A 16,990-nucleotide genomic window follows, 5' to 3' on the forward strand; every position below is an offset into this window, starting at 1 on the left:
ACCATTGATGGTTTCTAGAACGCGGTGGCGGAATCAAGACAGATTCCGTTGCCGAAACTTCTCGCTTGAAGAGAATCAAGACAGAAAAAGGAGGAAAGTTCATGTCCCGTGAAATGGTCAACATCGATGGCAATACCGCGGCGGCCCACGTCGCCCATGCCACCAACGAGGTGATTGCCATCTACCCCATTACCCCGTCCTCGGTCATGGGGGAGATCTCCGACGCCAAGAGCGCCGTCGGCGAGAAAAACATCTGGGGGACCGTGCCCAAAGTCGTGGAAATGCAGTCCGAAGGGGGCGCCGCCGGCGCCGTGCACGGCGCCCTGCAAGCCGGTGCGCTGACCACCACCTTCACCGCTTCCCAGGGCCTGTTGCTGATGATCCCCAACATGTTCAAGATCGCCGGGGAACTGACCCCCACGGTCTTCCATGTCTCGGCCCGCGCTATCGCTGCCCAGGCGCTGTCGATCTTCGGCGACCATTCGGACGTCATGGCCTGCCGTTCTACCGGTTGGTCTTTCCTCTGTTCGAACAACGTGCAGGAAGTCATGGACTTCGCGCTGATCGCCCAGGCTTCGACCTTGGAGTCGCGTATCCCCTTCCTCCACTATTTCGACGGTTTCCGCACCTCCCACGAAGTGCAGAAGGTCGAAGCGCTCTCCCAGGACGACATGCGCCACATGATCAGCGACGAGCTGGTGCGTGCCCACCGCGCCCGCGCCCTTTCGCCGGATCATCCGACTATGCGCGGCACCGCCCAGAACCCTGACGTCTACTTCCAGGGGCGCGAGACGGTCAACGCCTACTATGAGAAGGTGCCCGGCATCGTTCAGGCGCAGATGGACAAGTTTGCCAAACTGACCGGCCGTCAGTACCATCTCTTCGACTACGTCGGCGCCCCCGACGCCGAGAAGGTCATCGTTATGATGGGCTCTGGCGCTGATACCGTGCATGAGCTGGTCGACTACCTCAACGGTAAAGGCGAGAAGGTCGGTCTGCTCAAGGTCCGCCTCTTCCTGCCCTATCTCACTGAAGCCTTCGTCAAGGCCCTGCCCAAGACGGTCAAGAAGATCGCCGTTCTCGACCGCACCAAGGAGCCCGGCTCCATGGGCGAGCCCCTTTACCACAACGTCCGCACCGCCATCGGCGAGGCCATGGCCGACGGCCTCTTCAGCTTCCAGGGCTATCCGGTTATCGTCGGCGGCCGCTACGGTCTTGGTTCCTTCGAGTTTACCCCGGGCATGGTCAAGGCCGTTTTCGACAATCTCGACGCCGCCAAGCCGAAGAATCATTTTGTGGTCGGCATCAAGGAAGACGTCACCGGCTGCAGCCTCGATTTCGATGCTGATTTCAAAGTGCCCCAGAACGTCTACGCCGCCATGTTCTACGGCCTCGGCTCGGACGGCACCGTCGGCGCCAACAAGAACTCCATCAAGATCATCGGCGAGACGACCGACAACAAGGTGCAGGCCTACTTCGTCTACGACTCCAAGAAGGCCGGCAGCATGACCACCAGCCATCTGCGTTTCGGCAAGCAGGAGATCCGCTCCCCCTATCTGATCGACAGCGCCGACTTCGTCGCCTGCCACAACTTCTCCTTCCTGGAGAAGTACGACATGCTTTCGAAGATCAAAGAGGGCGGTACCTTCCTGCTCAACAGCCCCTTCCACAAGGATGAGGTTTGGCCCCATCTGCCGCTTGAAGTCCAAGAGCAGATTATCTCGAAAAAGCTCAAGTTCTTCGTCATCGACGGCGTGCGCCTGGGCAACGAGATCGGCCTCGGTCCCCGCATCAACGTCATCATGCAGACCGCCTTCTTCAAAATCTCCAACATCATCGATTTCAACCTGGCGGTGACGGAGATCAAGGACGCCATTGACAAGAGTTACGGCAAGGCCGGCGAGAAGGTTCTTAAGATGAACTACCAGGCGGTCGATGCCGGCACCAACAACATCGAGGAAGTGCCGGTTCCAGCCAAGGCCGACAGCGCCATCCGCATGAAGGCGGCGGTCGGCGCCGACGCGCCCGAGTTCGTCAAGCGGACCACTGCGCCGATTATCGAAGGCAAGGGCGACAAACTCCCCGTTTCGGCCATGCCCGCCGACGGCACTTTCCCGGTCGGCACCGCGCTCTTCGAGAAGCGCAACATCGCCGTCGACATCCCGGTCTGGGACAGCGAGCTCTGCATCCAGTGCGGCATCTGCTCTTTTGTCTGCCCCCATGCCGCGATCCGCATGAAGATCTACGACCCCGAGCTGCTCAAGGGTGCGCCCTCTACCTTCAAGTCCTGCGAAGCCAAGGGCAAGGAAGCGGCGGGCAAGAAGTTCACCCTGCAAGTCGCCCCCGAGGATTGCACCGGCTGCGGCGCCTGTGTTCACAACTGCCCGGCCAAGAGCAAGACGGTCGAGGGCCACAAGGCGATCAACATGGTCTTCCAGGCCCCGCTGCGTGATGACGAGGCCAAAAACTGGGATTTCTTCCTGGCTCTGCCCGACACCGACCCGGCTCTGGTCAACCGTGCGACCCTGAAAGGGAGCCAGCTGCTGCCGCCGATGTTCGAGTTCTCCGGCGCCTGCGCCGGCTGCGGCGAGACCCCCTTCGTCAAGCTCTGCTCCCAGCTCTTCGGTGACCGCATGCTGGTCGCCAACGCCACCGGCTGCTCGTCGATCTACGGTGGCAATCTGCCGACCACGCCCTGGACCCCCCGCAAGGACGGTCTCGGACCGGCGTGGAGCAACTCCCTGTTCGAGGACAACGCCGAGTTCGGTTACGGCTTCCGTCTGGCCGTGGACAAGTTCAACCAGCAGGCCCTGGAGTTGATCGATAAACTGTCGGGTCATCTCTGCCAGGCCGGCAAGGAATACGCCGGCCTGCTCGAGGAGATCAAGAAGGCCGACCAGTCGACCCAGGAGGCTATCGAACTCCAGCGCGGCCGCGTCGCCAAGCTCAAGGCGGCCTTGGCCCAATGTCCCGACGCCGATTCCAAGCAGCTCCTTTCCCTGGCCGATTACCTGGTCAAGAAGTCGGTGTGGATCCATGGCGGCGACGGCTGGGCCTATGATATCGGTTACGGCGGCCTCGACCACGTCCTCGCCTCCGGCGAGAACGTCAACGTCCTGGTCCTCGACACCGAGGTTTACTCCAACACCGGCGGCCAGGCCTCCAAGTCGACCCCGCTCGGCGCCGTGGCCCAATTCGCCGCCGGCGGCAAGCGCATGCCGAAGAAGGATCTTGGCATGATCGCCATGACCTACGGCAACATCTACGTCGCCAAGGTCTCCATGGCCAATCCCGGCCAGGTGGTCAAGGCCATGCTCGAAGCGGATGCCTACGACGGTCCGTCGCTGATCATCGCCTACAGCCACTGTATCGCTCACGGCATCGACATGACCACTGCCGTGGACGAATGCAAGAAGGCGGTGGCCTGCGGCCACTGGCCGCTCTTCCGCTACGACCCCCGTCTGGCGGATCAGGGCAAGAACCCGCTGCAGCTCGATTCCAAAGAGCCGACCATCAGCTTTGAGGAGTTTGCCAAGGGCGAGAACCGCTGGCGGGTGCTGCAGAAAGCCCAGCCGGAAGTGGCGGCCAAGCTCATGGAGCAGGCCAACCGCGAAACCGCATCCCGCTACGATCTCTACAAGAAACTGGCGGAGATGCAGGCCGATTGCGGCGTGAAGAAATAACCGCGAGTCCTTCGCGATAGCAGAACCGAAGCCCCCGGCGACTCGCTCGCCGGGGGCTTTCGATTATTCCGGGCTGCCGGGGCGGGCGGAAAAGGCCTTGAACCGGCCGGGGCGGAAGTGTACACTCGGCGGGCCGAAAGCCTAAGGCTTTCGGCCCAATTTCATAAGATAAGAGGTGTCGATGTCCACCGCCGTCTGGTTCAATAAAGTTCACGATCTGCTGGAGATGATCAAATTCTCCCACACCGTCTTCGCTTTCCCTTTCGCCCTGATGGGGGTGGTCTTCGCCTCCCTGGCGAGCGGACGGGCGCCGACGGTGGGCCAGGTCTTCTGGGTCTGCCTGGCCATGGTCGGGGCGCGCACCGCCGCCATGAGTCTCAACCGCATCATCGATGCCGGCATCGATAAGGACAACCCCCGCACCGCCGGGCGGCACATCCCTGCGGGCCGGGTCAGCCGGTTGGAGGCCTGGCTCTTCGTCACCGCCGCCGTCGCCCTGCTCCTTTTGTCCGCCTGGATGCTCAACCCCCTCTGCTTCTATCTGGCGCCCGTGGCCCTCGGCTTTTTCGTCCTTTACGCCTACTGCAAACGCTTTACCTCTTTCGCCCATATCGTCCTCGGCATCTGCCTGGCCGCCGCTCCCATCGGCGCCTGGATCGCCCTGCGCGGCGATGTCGGCTGGCCGGTGCTGGTGTTGGGGGTGGCGGTGCTCTTCTGGGTGGCCGGCTTCGATATCTTCTACTCCCTGCAGGACGTGGAGTACGATCGAAGCAAGGGCTTGCATTCGATTCCGGTACTCCTCGGCGTCAAAAACGCCATCCTGCTCGGCAAGGTTTTTCATGGATTGATGGTGGCGTTCCTATTGATTATCCCCCTGGGCTTGCCCCTGGGCTGGATCTACTACCTGGGTCTCGCCGTGGTCAGCGGCCTCATCGCCTATGAACACCAACTGGTCAAACCGGACGATCTGTCGCGGCTCGATGCGGCTTTTTTCAACATGAACGGTTACATCAGCGTGACGATTTTCCTCTTCACTCTGGTCGACGCGTTGGCCCGATAACAGGTTTGCAACAATGACCAACAACCAATCACTGATCACCGGGTTTATGCAACATATCGTCGTCGCCATCACCGGAGCTTCCGGCTCCATTTACGGCGTGCGCCTGGTCGAGGAGCTGCTCAAGGCCGATTGCCGGGTGACGCTGCTGGTCACCCGCAGCGGTTTTGATGTCCTGCGTTATGAGACGGGGCTGGATTTAAGCGGCTCGGTGGCGGAGCGGCGGGAGCAGCTGCGCGCCCGATTCGACGCACCGGAGCGGCTCGATCACTACGACGAGGACGACCTCTTCGCCCCGGTCGCCAGCGGCTCCTCCGCGCCGGATGCGATGGTCGTCTGCCCCTGCTCCATGGGGACGGCGGGGCGTATCGCCGCCGGGTTGGCGAACAACCTGGTGGAGCGGGTCGCCGACGTGGCTTTGAAAGAACGGCGGGAGTTGCTGCTCGTCCCCCGCGAGACCCCCTTCAACCGCATTCATCTGGAGAACCTGCTGCGTCTCGACCAGGCCGGTGCCCGGATCCTGCCGGCCATGCCGGCCTTTTACCACCGGCCGCGAAGCATCGACGAACTGGTCGATTTCCTGGTCGGCAAAATTCTCGATAACCTGCGCATTCCCCACCGGCTTTTCCCGCGATGGGGAGAAGGCAGCGCGACAGCCAAGGATTGATTCGGCCTCTCCGGCCCGAACTTTCGACGGAACCCATCATGGTCAAGTTTTTTGAAAATCTCCGCGCCAAGGTTCGTACCGGTGCACGCATTTCCGACATTGAGGCGCTGGAGCTTTTCCAGAGCAACGACCTGCTCGCCATCGGCGAGCTGGCGGCCCTGGCCAACCGCCGCCAGAACGGCGACCGGGTCTATTTCAACGTCAACCGCCACATCAATTACAGCAACATCTGCGTCAACCGCTGCACCTTCTGCGCCTTCTGCAAGGGGGAAGGGGATGCCGGCGCCTACACCCTGGCCCTCAATGATGTGCTGGCCAAGGCCGCCGAAGCTGCCGCCGCCGGGGCGACGGAGATCCACATGGTCGGCGGGCTGCACCCCGATCTGCCCTTCGACTTCTATCTGGAGATGCTTGCCAGCATCAAGGCCGACAACCCGGCGTTGCACATCAAGGCCTTCACCGCCGTGGAGATCGACTATTTCGCCCGCATCTCCGGCCAGAGCGTGGAGGCGGTGATCGACGAGCTGAAGAAGGCCGGACTCGAATCCCTGCCCGGTGGCGGGGCGGAGATCTTCGCGGAGGATGTGCGCGAGCTGATCTGTCCGGAGAAAATCTCCGGTAAGCGCTGGCTGGAGGTGACGGAAAAGGTCCATCGCGCCGGACTCAAGAGCAATGCCACCATGCTCTTCGGCCATCTCGAATCCTATGAAGACCGTATCGATCACCTTGACCGCTTGCGTCGTCTGCAGGATCGTACCGGCGGCTTCCAGAGCTTCATCCCCCTGGCCTTCCAGCCTGACAACACTCGTGTGCCGGGGGCCAAAGGGGTAGGCGGCGTCGATGCCCTGAAAACCCTGGCCATCAGCCGCGTCTATCTTGACAACTTCCGCCACGTCAAGGCCTACTGGATCATGCTCGGGCTGAAGATCGCCCAGGTTGCCCTGACCTTCGGGGTCAACGATCTCGACGGCACCGTGGTCGAGGAGAAGATCGGCCACGACGCTGGCGCCGATTCTCCCCAGGCCATGAGCAAGGAACAGATCGTCGAATTGATCCGCAAGGCGGGCCGGATTCCCGTGGAGCGGGATACGCTCTATCGCGAGTTGCGGGTTTATTGACATGATGCGTTTTGACGACACCCCCGGTATGGTTCCTTATCCCGTCATTTTCCCCAATGGGGATTATGAACTTTTCACGTTTAATCTGCCTCGCAAGGTAGGCAAGATCAAGTCCGGAATTTATGGGTTTATCGAGGCTTATTGCGTCGAAAAAAATTGCGACTGCCGCCGGAACACGATTTTTGCGCTGAACGACAAAGGCAAGATGCTCGCGGTCATTGATTTCGGTTTCGATCCCGACGAGCCCATGGCCGGCCCCTACCTTAACGATTTGCACGAACAGTCGGCGGCGGCCGATGAGCTGCTGGAGATGTTTGTCGATCTCGTCAACAGGAATCCGGCCTGGCTCAAGGCCATGTACGAACGTTACCGTAAGGTGCGCGAGCGTATCGACGGCCGACCCTACAAGGGCAAACCCTTCCCCAGGCCGGAGACGGTGGTTCGCGCGGCGACGCCCCCGCCGGAAATCGAAGACGAAGCGATGGCCGGCTTTTTTGACCTGCTCAAAAGCTCGGTACGCGGCCGGCCCGCCGGGCCGAGAAAAAAAACCGAAAAGGGTCGACAGCTGGGATTGTTCGAACCGCAGCCGGCGGTACCGGCCGGCATGTCCGAGTTTGTCGATCGCTACCAACAAGTTCAGAAAGATGAAAATTTCACCGTGCATCGCGATGTGCAGACCGAGCTGCGGCGCTATCTACTCGACCACGAGCAGGCTGGTGACGAGCTGGCGATCCTGCTCCCCCGGCTCGTTCCCCAGGGACCAAAGGATGAGGAGCGTTTTGACGCCGCGTTGCGACTGCTTTTCGATGCCTTGGAGATCCTGCGGGTCGAGCTGGAGCGTCGTCGCCCCGACGCGGAACGACGTATGGCTCAATGGCAGGAAGCGCTGGCGCGTCAGGTGTTCGTGGCCGGCGTTGATGATCAACTTTGTTCGGCGGTGACTCACATGCTGCTCCAGGCGCGGGTCGAGATTCTGCCCGTGGTGCACGCCGCCAGTACCGAACGGATGTTTGCCGAAGGGAAAGAGACGGCCGCACGCTTCGATGTGTCTCCCGAAGAGGCGATGAAGGGACTCTTTCAGAGTTTTACCGAGATGAACCTTGATTCCCCCTTCGAGTTGTTCGACGCCTTTCTCCAGGTCATGGCGGTTGGTGATGCCGAGGTTCAGGTAGCGCTTTGTGGAGCCATGTTCGGCGCGGAAAATCCGATGATTCGCGAGGCCGCGGCGCTAATGCTCTTCCATCCCCGGATCGAGGTGCGCGAAGGCGTGGCGCTTCTGCTGGCGAGTATCGCTGGCCATCGCTTCACGCCCGAAGCCCTGCGTCGCTTGATTATCGCCCGCAACTGGTTTCCCGAAACGTTGCGCGGACATATCGATCAGGCGATCACCAACGCTCGCAAGGCACGGGTGGAGTGCGCCGCCATCCCCAAACATGCGACCCTAACTGTTCATGCCTCGGCCGTCGACGGTGCCGGCGCCCAGTCTTTTCAAGTCATCGTGCCCTCCGGCAAAGGTTTTGTCAGTTGCTCGATGTTGCTCAAAGTTGGCGTTGGGGTGGCGGATGCGTTCCTTATCCCCCTGGAAAACAAACGCGAACGCAAGAAATTTTTGGCCATGCTGGGTCGCGAGGCCGGGGGTATCGAATCATCCGCCGCCTACCTCGATGCCCGCCTTTGCCAAGCCCTGGCGGATGGATCTCGCCAGGGAAATGTTCCGTCGCATTGGCTGGTCGCCATTGCCGAACGGCTTGGTCGCGATCAGTGGAAGGCGGTTGCCTTCGACCCTTGCCGGGAGCTGGCCGTGCTGCGCAGCGAACTGAAAGAAAAGGATCTCGCCGATCAGGTTCGTCACAAGGCGCTGGAGGCCTCATTTGACTGGCCCGCTACAGAGATTTTTGCCCATTCCTGGTTCGAGGATGACAACGATATCGACCGGGAAATAGCCAAAATTTGGGGGAAAAAGAAAAACCGACAGGATCCGGAATTGCTGATCGATGCCCTGCTGGATGGGGTATTCAAAAAGCGCCGCGGCCAATGGTTGGTACGCCTGGTTCTGACCACCCTTTGGCTCAAGTCGGTTTCTAAACCGCCGGTTCCCTGGCCTCGTATGTTTTATGTGGCCGAGGCGCTGGCTGATGAAAAAGTGTCCCTTCGGGAGATTCCGCTCATGGTGTCAGTCGCCTCCGCAACGTTAGGGGCGCACATGGCGCGGATGGCCGACAGCGGCTAAGGACAGCGAGCCCTCCAGGAGTCTCGAAAACCCTGCAGCTGTTTACGGATTGCTCCCGGGACAAAGTGTTCTTTTGATTGATGAAGGAATCGCATGCTCGAACGTATCGCCGGAAAAATCAGCCGGGGCGCGGGGATCAACCGTGCCGAGGCCCTGCGCCTGCTCACCGAAACCGATCTGCTCGCCGTCGGCAAGTTGGCCGACGGCATTCGCCGCAAGCGCCATCCCCACAACCGGGTGACCTTTGTCGTCGACCGCAACGTCAACTACAGCAACGTCTGCGTCTCGAAGTGCAAGTTCTGCGCGTTCTATCGCAACGACGGCGATACCGACGCCTATCTGCTCGATTCCGAAACGATTCACGGCAAAATTCAGGAACTGGTCGACCGCGGCGGTACCCAACTGCTGATGCAGGGAGGCTTGCATCCGACGCTGACCATCGACTGGTTCGAGGAGCTCTTCCGGGGGATCAAGGCTCGCTTTCCCCAGGTGCAGATCCATTCCCTGTCGCCGGCCGAGGTCATTCATGTCGCCAAGCTCTCCGGCCTGACCATGCCCGAGTGCCTCAAACGGCTGCAGGCCGCCGGTCTCGATTCGGTCCCCGGCGGCGGTGCCGAGGTGTTGGTGGACGAGGTGCGCCTGGAGATTTCCCCCAACAAGATCGGCTGGCGCGACTGGGCGGCAGTGATGGAAGAGGCCCATGCTCAGGGGATGCGCACCACCGCGACGATGATGTTCGGCTCGAAGGAAAAACCGGCCGACATCGTCGAACACCTCTTCCGGGTGCGGGAAATCCAGGAGAAAACCGGCGGCTTCACCGCCTTCATCCCCTGGACTTTCCAGCCGAGCAACACCGAACTGGGCGGGACAACGGCGACGGGCGTCGAATATCTCAAGGTGTTGGCCCTCTCCCGTATCGTCCTCGACAACGTCGACAACATCCAGGCCAGCTGGGTGACGCAAGGGGCGCGCATGGCCCAGGTGGCGCTCTTCTTCGGCGCCAACGACCTCGGCGGGACGATGCTCGAAGAAAACGTCGTCGCCGCCGCCGGCTGCTCCTTTCGCATGAACATCGAAGAGATCATCGACCTTGCCCGCGGCGCCGGTTTCATCCCGGCCAAGCGCAACACCCTGTACGAGATTCTGGAAGAGTACTGAACCGCGTTCCGAGAGGCTGCCTTATGATCCCCTTGCGTAAGAATATCCAACAGATGGCCGGTTACGTGCCGGGATTCCAGCCGCCGGACGAGGCGGCGTGGATCAAGCTAAATACCAACGAGAATCCCTATCCACCCTCGCCGAAGGTGGTCGCAGCGATTCTCGCCGAACTCGGCGGCGACGGCGGCAATTTGCGCAAGTATCCCGACGCGGCGAGCCGGGCCGGGCGTGTGGCGGCGGGGAAGCTGTACGGCTTCGATCCGTCCTGGGTGATCATGGCCAACGGTTCGGACGAGCTGCTCAACAACCTGATTCGCGCCTTCGCCGGGGAGGAGGAGGAGATCGCCTTCGTTCATCCCTCCTACACCTACTACGCCACCTTGGCGGAAATCCAGGGGGCGCGGGTACGCACCTTCGGCCTCACCGAAAAGTGGGAGCTGGCCGATTTTCCGGCGCGCTACGAGGGCAAGCTCTTCTTCCTGGTCAATCCCAATGCCCCCCTGGGCTTCACCTATCCGCTGGAGTTCATCGAGAATCTCGCCCAGCGCTGCGCCGGGATGCTGGTGGTGGACGAGGCCTATGCCGACTTCGCCGACGAGAACGCCCTGGCGCTGGTAAAGAAATACGAGAACGTGGTGGTGACCCGAACCTTTTCCAAAAGCTACTGCCTGGCCGGGATGCGCCTGGGGCTGGCCGTCGCCCGTCCCGAGGTGATCGCGGCGCTGGATAAGATCCGCGACCACTACAACCTTGACCGCCTGGCTCAGGCGGCGGCGACGGCGGCACTAGAGGATCAGGCCTATTTCGCCGAGTGCGTGCGCAAAATCCGCGAGACCCGCGCCTGGTTCACCGGAGAGTTGCGGGTGCTCGGCTACGGGGTGATTCCGTCGCGGGCCAACTTCGTCTTCGCCACCCCGCCCGACCGCAACGGCAAGCGCGTCTACGACGGCCTCTATCAACGCAAGATCCTGGTGCGACACTTCTCCGACCCGCTCTTGGCCGAGGGGTTGCGCATCTCCATCGGCACCCGCGAGGAGATGGAACGGACGATTGAAGCGCTGCGGGAAATCGGGTGACGGATCAAGCCACCTGTAAGGGCGCAGCATGCTGCGCCCCTACATCGAACCCCGACCTGCCTTTCGATCCTGAATCCGTTGCCCCGCTGCTGCTCGACTGGTACGGGCGGGAAGGGCGGGAGCTGCCCTGGCGGGGGACGCGGGATCCCTATCGGGTGTGGCTGTCCGAGATCATGCTGCAGCAGACCGGTGTGGCTACGGTCATCCCCTACTATCAGCGTTTTCTTGAGCGTTTTCCCACGGTCCTTGATCTGGCCGCCGCCGAGTTGGATGCGGCCATCGAACTCTGGGCCGGTCTCGGATATTACTCCCGCGCCCGCAACCTGCACGCCGCCGCCCGGAAGGTGACGGCCGAGCACGGCGGACGTTTCCCCGAAACACTGGAAGCCTTGCAGGCGCTGCCGGGAGTGGGGCGTTCCACCGCCGGGGCGATTCGCGCCATCGCCTTCGACCGGCCGGGGGTGATCCTCGACGGCAATGTGCGCCGGGTGCTCTGCCGGTTGCTTGCCGTGACCGACGATCCTCGCGCGACGGCTACGGAAAAAGAACTCTGGCGCTGGGCCGAAGCCCTCACTCCCGAAAATCGCTCGCACGATTACGCCCAGGCGATTATGGATCTCGGCGCCACTCTCTGTACCCCCCGTCGTCCCGATTGTCCGCGCTGCCCGCTGGCCGGGCTCTGCCGGGCCAAAGCTCTGGGGCTGGAAGATGAATTGCCGAGGCGCGCCGCGAGAAAGAGTGTGCCGACGCGGATGCAGGTGGCTCTGCTGCTGGAACGGGATGGCCGTTTTCTGGTCCGTCAGCGCCCTTTTTCCGGAATGCTCGGCGGCCTCTGGGAGTTTCCCGCGAGCGATGTCGCCGAAGGGCAACTGCCGCTGGTGGTGGCCCGGCGGTTGCTGGCCGATCTGGGATTGGCCGGCGAGCCGACCGAAGCGGGGCGGGTACGGCACGTTTACAGCCACTTCAAACTTGACCTGCGTCTCTACCGGGCGGCCGTCACCGACGAATTCGCGGTCGCCGAGGGGGTCGCGAGCCGCCGGTTGACCGCGGTGGAACTGGCCGATCTGCCCCTGCACGGCGCCCATAAAAAAGTTCTCTCCGATCTGATCCAAAGCCAACCTTCAACCCCTGAATCGAGGAGCAGACCATGAAATTCTTCATCGACACCGCCGAAGTCGGCGAAATCCGCGCCGCTCATGCCCTGGGCCTGGTCGACGGCGTGACCACCAACCCCTCGCTCATCGCCAAGAGCGGCCGCGACTTCAAGGATGTCATCCGCGAGATCGCCTCCTTCGTCGACGGCCCCATCTCCGCCGAGGTCATCGCCCTCGATGCCGAGGGGATGGTGCGCGAAGGGCGGGAACTGGCGGCGATTCACGAAAATATCGTCATCAAGGTGCCGATGACCGAAGAGGGGCTCAAGGCGACCCGCATCTTTAGCGCCGAAGGGATTCGCACCAATGTCACCCTGGTCTTCTCTGCCTTGCAGGCGCTCCTGGCCGCCAAGGCCGGGGCGAGCTACGTTTCCCCCTTTGTCGGCCGGCTCGACGACGTTGGCCACGACGGCATGGAAGGGATCGAGCAGATCCGCACCATCTTCGACAACTACGGCTACGCCACCGAAATCATTGTCGCTTCGGTGCGCAGCCCGATGCATGTCCTCAACGCCGGGCTCCTCGGCGCCGATATCTGCACCATCCCGCCGTCGGTCATCAGCCAACTGGCCAAGCACCCGCTGACCGATGTCGGCATCGCCAAGTTCATGGCCGACTGGGAAAAGGCGAAAAAATAGCGGATCGCGGAGAATTTTCAGTTCCGTTGCCGTGCATCACTGGCCCGTCGGGCACTCTCCTGCTAAACTTTGCGGGATAGTCCGGCGGGCCTTATCTTTTCGGGCGATTTTTTGCCTTCCCCTTACGAGGTGCCTATGAATATTCACGAGTATCAGGCCAAGGAGATTTTCAGCGCGTTCGACATTCCCGTGCCGCGCGGGCGGGTGACCCTCACCGCCGATCAGGTGGAGCGGGCCGCCAAGATGATGGGCGGCCATTGTGTGATCAAGGCGCAGATCTATGCCGGCGGTCGCGGCAAGGCCGGCGGCGTGCAGGTGGTGCACCATCCCGAGCAGGCCCACGAGGCCGCCAAAGAAATGTTCGGCAAGCGTCTCATCACCCCCCAGACCGGCCCCGAGGGGCTCAAGGTGCGGCGCATCCTGGTCGAGGAAGCGGTCGGAATCGCCCGCGAGTTCTATCTTTCCATCACCCTCGACCGCGCAACTTCCCGCTACTGCCTGATCGCCTCCGCCGACGGCGGGGTCGACATCGAGGAGACGGCGGTCAAGCATCCGGAAAAGATTCTCAAGCTGACCATCGACCCCTTCACTGGATTGCGCTCCCATCAGGCCCGCCGGATCGCCCTCGGCCTCGGCCTGAAAGGTAGTCTCTGCGAGGACTGCGTACAGCTCATCCTCAACCTCTACCGTATGCTGCTGGAAAAGGACTGCTCGTTGGTGGAGATCAACCCCCTGGTGGTGACCAAGGCCGGCTGGCTGCTGGCCATGGACGGCAAGATCAACTTCGATGACAACGCCCTCTTCCGCCACTGGGAGTATCACGACCTGCAAGACTATTCGCAGATGGACCCGCTGGAGATCAACGCCGGCAAGTTCGACCTTTCCTATATCAAATTGACCGGCAACATCGGCTGCATGGTCAATGGCGCCGGGCTGGCCATGGCGACCCTCGACGTGCTCAAGGAGAACGGTGGCGAACCGGCCAACTTTCTCGACGTCGGCGGCGGCGCGACCCGGGAGAAGGTCGCCGAAGCCTTCAAGATCATCCTGCAGGATCGTGACGTGCGCGGGGTCTTCGTCAACATTTTCGGCGGCATCATGCGCTGCGACGTCATCGCCCAAGGGATCATCGAAGCGGCGGCCGAGTTCCATTGCACCCTGCCGATCATGGTGCGGATGGACGGCTCCCAGGTCGAGGAGGGCAAACAGCTGCTCCTCGAATCGGGGCTCAACGTGCGCTGCGTCGACACCCTCGGTGACGGCGCCGCCGGTATCGTGAAAATGCTCGCCCAGGCCGAGGCTTGAGTCTTGCTTCCCTTCAACTCATGGAGAACGCCCGATGTCCATTCTGATCAATAAAGACAGTCGTGTGGTGGTGCAGGGGATCACCGGCAAGACCGGTCTCTTTCACACTCGCCAGTGCCGCGAGTACGGCACAAACATCGTCGCCGGCGTCACCCCTGGCAAGGGGGGGATTCACGTCGACGGCATTCCCGTCTTCGATTCCATGGACGAGGCGTTGCGCATCACCCAGGCCAACGTCTCGATGATCTTCGTGCCGCCGCCGGGGGCCGCCGACGCCATCCTTGAAGCGGTGGAGTCCGACATCGAGCTGGCGGTGTGCATCACCGAAGGGGTGCCGATCCGCGACATGGTCATGGCCAAGCGCATCGTCGAGCAGAGCAAGACCCGGCTCGTTGGTCCCAACTGTCCCGGCCTCATCACCCCCGGCGAATGCAAGGTCGGCATCATGCCCGGCTATATCCACAAACCGGGGAAGATCGGCGTTGTTTCCCGCAGCGGCACCCTCACCTACGAAGCGGTCAAGCAGCTCTCCGACGCCGGACTCGGCCAGTCGACCTGCGTCGGCATCGGCGGCGACCCGATCATCGGCATGAAGTTCATCGACGTCATCAAGATGTTCAACGACGACCCGGCCACCGAGGCGGTCTTCATGATCGGGGAGATCGGCGGTGGTGCCGAGGAGGAAGCGGCCGAGTGGATTCGCGACCACATGACCAAGCCGGTCGCCGCTTTTATCGCCGGCGTCACCGCTCCCCCCGGCAAGCGCATGGGGCACGCAGGGGCGATCATCACCGGCGGCAAGGGCAAGGCCGAAGACAAAATCCGCACCCTTCAGGAATGCGGCGTGACCGTCGCCGTCAGCCCGACCCGCATGGGCGAGGCGATGCTGACGGCGCTTAAGGGATAGACGACTTGCGTGAGTGAAGTGATGGAAAGAAAAAGCCCCGGCTGGCACCGGGGCTTTTTGTCTATCGGTATGTTTTTGGTTGGAAAGTTACATTGGTTCGAGGGAATTAGCGTCGGGCCAAGGCTTCATGGCCGACGCGGTCGTGACCCGGTGGCTCGGAGACATTCATGCTGTCATCCTCCCTTGCTGGCGTTTGAATAAAGGTTACCACCGCCGTCCCTTTTGTAAAGGGTCCGGGAAAAAATTTCAGGGGCGAATTTCGATGGGGGTGTTTTCGGCCACCAGCTGCCAGATCTCGAACATATCCTCGTTGGTCACGGCAATACAGCCTTCGGTCCAGTCATGGCGGACGAAGAAGTCCTTGCCGTCGCTGTAGCGGTTGGGCACGCCGTGGATCATGATGCTCCCGCCGGGATGGACTCCCTTGGCGGCGGCCCGCCGCTCATCCCGTTCATTGGGATAGGAGATGTGGATGGCACGGTAGAATTTGCTGTCGACGACACGCCGATCAAGGGTGTAGCGCCCCTCGGGGGTGCGGTTGTCCCCCCGGCGCTCTTTGTGGCCGACGGGATTTTTGCCCAGGGCGATCTTGTAACTGCGCAGCAGTTCCTCCCCCTGGTAAAGGTACAGGCGCCGCTCCCCTTTGACCACCAGCACGCGGTCGGCCTGGGGGGTCGAAGCCCCCGCCGGTAGATTCAAGGCCATGAAAAGAATGAGGTTTAAGGCTATTTTGATCGATCGTTTCATGAATTCGTCCTCCCTCCGGTCGGCGGGTTCCATGCTGCTGACTGAAAAGCAAATGCCGTGCCGCGTGGGGGAGTTTCTCCGTCTCGGGGTCGTCGTTTTTTTTGTTCCGGTCGATCTTTGCTAAACTCTATGTATAGTTAATGCTCATCTGTCCGGAGGTCAAGATGCTTGTCGTGAAGATTTCAGGTCGATCCGGAGACTTGTGGGGTCACCGGTTGCTGGTTACGGTTTGCTGCCTCTTCGCCCTTTGGCTGTTGGCCGCCTGCGAAAAGACGCCTCGGATTTCCCCACTCGATGGAGAGGCGGTGATCCTGGCCTTCGGCGACAGCCTGACCCACGGCACCGGCGCCGGTGCGGAGGAAACCTACCCGGCGGTGCTCGCCGGGCTTCTCGGGCGAGAGGTGGTCAATGCCGGGGTCCCCGGCGAGGTTGCCGCCGCCGGTCTGAAGCGGCTGCCGGAATTGCTGGCGGAGTACCAACCGGCGCTGGTGATTCTTTGCCACGGCGGCAATGATTTTCTGCGGCGGCTCGACCGCGAGGTATTGATCGGCAATCTGCGGGAAATGATCGCGCTCTGTCAAGAATCCGGCGCCGAGGTGCTGTTGGTCGGGGTGCCGCAAGTCGGACTCTTCCTTTCGGCCGATCCCCTTTACGGGGAACTGGCCGAGGAGTTCGCCCTGCCTTACGAGGAGAAGATCCTGGCGAAAATCCTCAGCGAGCGGGAATTGAAGAGCGACCAGATCCATCCCAATGGGCGTGGCTATGCGCTTCTGGCGGAAAAGCTCGCCGCGCTCATCGCCAAGGCCGGCGGTATTTGAACCTCAGGCGCGGAAGATAAAATAGACGGCGCCGAGCAGGCAGAGCCCGGCCCACAGGTAGTCGAGCTTGAGGGGCTGGCCCATGTAGAGAAGGGCGAAGGGAACAAAGACCGAGAGGGTGATGACTTCCTGCAGGATCTTCAGCTGCGCCAGATTCATGGCCCCGTAGCCGATGCGGTTGGCGGGCACCTGGAGCACGTATTCAAAGAAGGCGATCCCCCAACTGATCACGACGGCGATGTACCAGGCCTTGTGGCTCAGGTTGCGCAGATGGCCGTACCAGGCCAAGGTCATGAAGAGATTGGAGAGGATGAGCAGGAGGGTGGTTTGCAGAACGACGGGCATGGCCGCTACCTCGCGCGAGATGGAGGGTCTGGTGCCGAAAAGAGCGCTTTCGGGCGCGGCGATATTACTCCCGGTCCGAGGCGGCGA

The 16,990-nt window shown here is 61.7% G+C and carries 14 protein-coding genes; 12 read left to right on the plus strand and 2 right to left on the minus strand.

From position 1 onward, the window contains the following. Window positions 1-101: 101 nt before the first annotated feature. The 11 genes from nifJ to sucD all read left to right on the plus strand — a co-directional run bounded on the left by nifJ (window position 102) and on the right by sucD (window position 14,993). Entirely contained in the window at window positions 102-3,683 is a 3,582-nt protein-coding gene (gene nifJ, locus BQ4888_RS15350; RefSeq protein ID WP_092058230.1) for a pyruvate:ferredoxin (flavodoxin) oxidoreductase, read from the plus strand. 181 nt (window positions 3,684-3,864) lie between these two features. Next, the gene (locus BQ4888_RS15355) at window positions 3,865-4,743 is read left to right on the plus strand and encodes a UbiA-like polyprenyltransferase (protein WP_092058232.1); all 879 of its coding nucleotides are present in this window, start codon (window positions 3,865-3,867) and stop codon (window positions 4,741-4,743) included. 13 nt (window positions 4,744-4,756) lie between these two features. Beyond that, the gene (locus BQ4888_RS15360; RefSeq protein WP_276609566.1) at window positions 4,757-5,407 is read left to right on the plus strand and encodes a UbiX family flavin prenyltransferase; all 651 of its coding nucleotides are present in this window, start codon (window positions 4,757-4,759) and stop codon (window positions 5,405-5,407) included. A gap of 38 nt (window positions 5,408-5,445) precedes the next feature. After that, entirely contained in the window at window positions 5,446-6,525 is a 1,080-nt protein-coding gene (gene mqnE, locus BQ4888_RS15365; RefSeq protein WP_092058235.1) for an aminofutalosine synthase MqnE, read from the plus strand. 205 nt (window positions 6,526-6,730) lie between these two features. Further along, window positions 6,731-8,755, plus strand: coding sequence for a hypothetical protein (locus BQ4888_RS15370; RefSeq protein WP_140396685.1), 2,025 nt, complete (start codon window positions 6,731-6,733; stop codon window positions 8,753-8,755). 93 nt (window positions 8,756-8,848) lie between these two features. Beyond that, a complete protein-coding gene (gene mqnC, locus BQ4888_RS15375; RefSeq protein WP_092058238.1) occupies window positions 8,849-9,913 on the plus strand; it encodes a cyclic dehypoxanthinyl futalosine synthase in 1,065 nt (354 codons plus the stop codon). Between the two features lie 23 nt (window positions 9,914-9,936). Then, window positions 9,937-10,989, plus strand: a complete 1,053-nt coding sequence (hisC, locus tag BQ4888_RS15380; protein ID WP_092058240.1) for a histidinol-phosphate transaminase — start codon at window positions 9,937-9,939, stop codon at window positions 10,987-10,989. Next, window positions 10,986-12,140: an A/G-specific adenine glycosylase gene (gene mutY, locus BQ4888_RS15385; RefSeq protein WP_240746363.1), complete on the plus strand. Its 1,155-nt coding sequence runs from the start codon at window positions 10,986-10,988 to the stop codon at window positions 12,138-12,140. Before hisC ends, mutY begins: the two co-directional genes overlap by 4 nt. Then, a complete protein-coding gene (gene fsa, locus BQ4888_RS15390) occupies window positions 12,137-12,781 on the plus strand; it encodes a fructose-6-phosphate aldolase (RefSeq protein WP_092058242.1) in 645 nt (214 codons plus the stop codon). Before mutY ends, fsa begins: the two co-directional genes overlap by 4 nt. A 135-nt stretch (window positions 12,782-12,916) precedes the next feature. Beyond that, the gene (gene sucC / locus BQ4888_RS15395) at window positions 12,917-14,086 is read left to right on the plus strand and encodes an ADP-forming succinate--CoA ligase subunit beta (RefSeq protein WP_092058243.1); all 1,170 of its coding nucleotides are present in this window, start codon (window positions 12,917-12,919) and stop codon (window positions 14,084-14,086) included. 34 nt (window positions 14,087-14,120) lie between these two features. Next, a complete protein-coding gene (sucD, locus tag BQ4888_RS15400) occupies window positions 14,121-14,993 on the plus strand; it encodes a succinate--CoA ligase subunit alpha (RefSeq protein WP_092058245.1) in 873 nt (290 codons plus the stop codon). Window positions 14,994-15,239: 246 nt separating this feature from the next. On the opposite strand, the gene BQ4888_RS15405 is transcribed toward sucD, so the two are convergent. Beyond that, entirely contained in the window at window positions 15,240-15,740 is a 501-nt protein-coding gene (locus tag BQ4888_RS15405) for a L,D-transpeptidase family protein (protein ID WP_092058247.1), read from the minus strand. A 215-nt stretch (window positions 15,741-15,955) separates the two neighbouring features. On the opposite strand from BQ4888_RS15405, the gene BQ4888_RS15410 reads away from it, so the two are divergent. Then, window positions 15,956-16,558 carry a GDSL-type esterase/lipase family protein gene (locus tag BQ4888_RS15410; RefSeq protein WP_240746364.1) on the plus strand — a complete coding sequence of 201 codons (603 nt, stop codon included), beginning with the start codon at window positions 15,956-15,958 and terminating at the stop codon, window positions 16,556-16,558. Between the two features lie 3 nt (window positions 16,559-16,561). Here BQ4888_RS15410 and BQ4888_RS15415 read toward each other — a convergent pair whose 3' ends face one another. Further along, window positions 16,562-16,903 (minus strand): DMT family protein, encoded by a 342-nt coding sequence (locus tag BQ4888_RS15415; protein ID WP_092058251.1) that lies wholly within the window; start codon window positions 16,901-16,903, stop codon window positions 16,562-16,564. Window positions 16,904-16,990: the final 87 nt, after the last annotated feature.

Origin of the sequence: Desulfuromonas acetexigens (assembly GCF_900111775.1) — a bacterium.
Classification (GTDB): Bacteria; Desulfobacterota; Desulfuromonadia; order Desulfuromonadales; family Trichloromonadaceae; genus Trichloromonas; species Trichloromonas acetexigens.

What these genes read in the sequence shown, in the direction of transcription:
- mqnE (WP_092058235.1), top strand. Translation starts at nt 5,446, where the DNA reads ATGGTCAAGTTTTTTGAAAATCTCCGCGCCAAGGTTCGTACCGGTGCA.
- hisC (WP_092058240.1), top strand. Translation starts at nt 9,937, where the DNA reads ATGATCCCCTTGCGTAAGAATATCCAACAGATGGCCGGTTACGTGCCG.
- BQ4888_RS15370 (WP_140396685.1), top strand. Translation starts at nt 6,731, where the DNA reads ATGCTCGCGGTCATTGATTTCGGTTTCGATCCCGACGAGCCCATGGCC.
- BQ4888_RS15415 (WP_092058251.1), bottom strand. Translation starts at nt 16,903, where the DNA reads ATGCCCGTCGTTCTGCAAACCACCCTCCTGCTCATCCTCTCCAATCTC.
- mqnC (WP_092058238.1), top strand. Translation starts at nt 8,849, where the DNA reads ATGCTCGAACGTATCGCCGGAAAAATCAGCCGGGGCGCGGGGATCAAC.
- nifJ (WP_092058230.1), top strand. Translation starts at nt 102, where the DNA reads ATGTCCCGTGAAATGGTCAACATCGATGGCAATACCGCGGCGGCCCAC.
- sucC (WP_092058243.1), top strand. Translation starts at nt 12,917, where the DNA reads ATGAATATTCACGAGTATCAGGCCAAGGAGATTTTCAGCGCGTTCGAC.
- BQ4888_RS15355 (WP_092058232.1), top strand. Translation starts at nt 3,865, where the DNA reads ATGTCCACCGCCGTCTGGTTCAATAAAGTTCACGATCTGCTGGAGATG.
- fsa (WP_092058242.1), top strand. Translation starts at nt 12,137, where the DNA reads ATGAAATTCTTCATCGACACCGCCGAAGTCGGCGAAATCCGCGCCGCT.
- sucD (WP_092058245.1), top strand. Translation starts at nt 14,121, where the DNA reads ATGTCCATTCTGATCAATAAAGACAGTCGTGTGGTGGTGCAGGGGATC.
- BQ4888_RS15360 (WP_276609566.1), top strand. Translation starts at nt 4,757, where the DNA reads ATGACCAACAACCAATCACTGATCACCGGGTTTATGCAACATATCGTC.
- BQ4888_RS15405 (WP_092058247.1), bottom strand. Translation starts at nt 15,740, where the DNA reads ATGAAACGATCGATCAAAATAGCCTTAAACCTCATTCTTTTCATGGCC.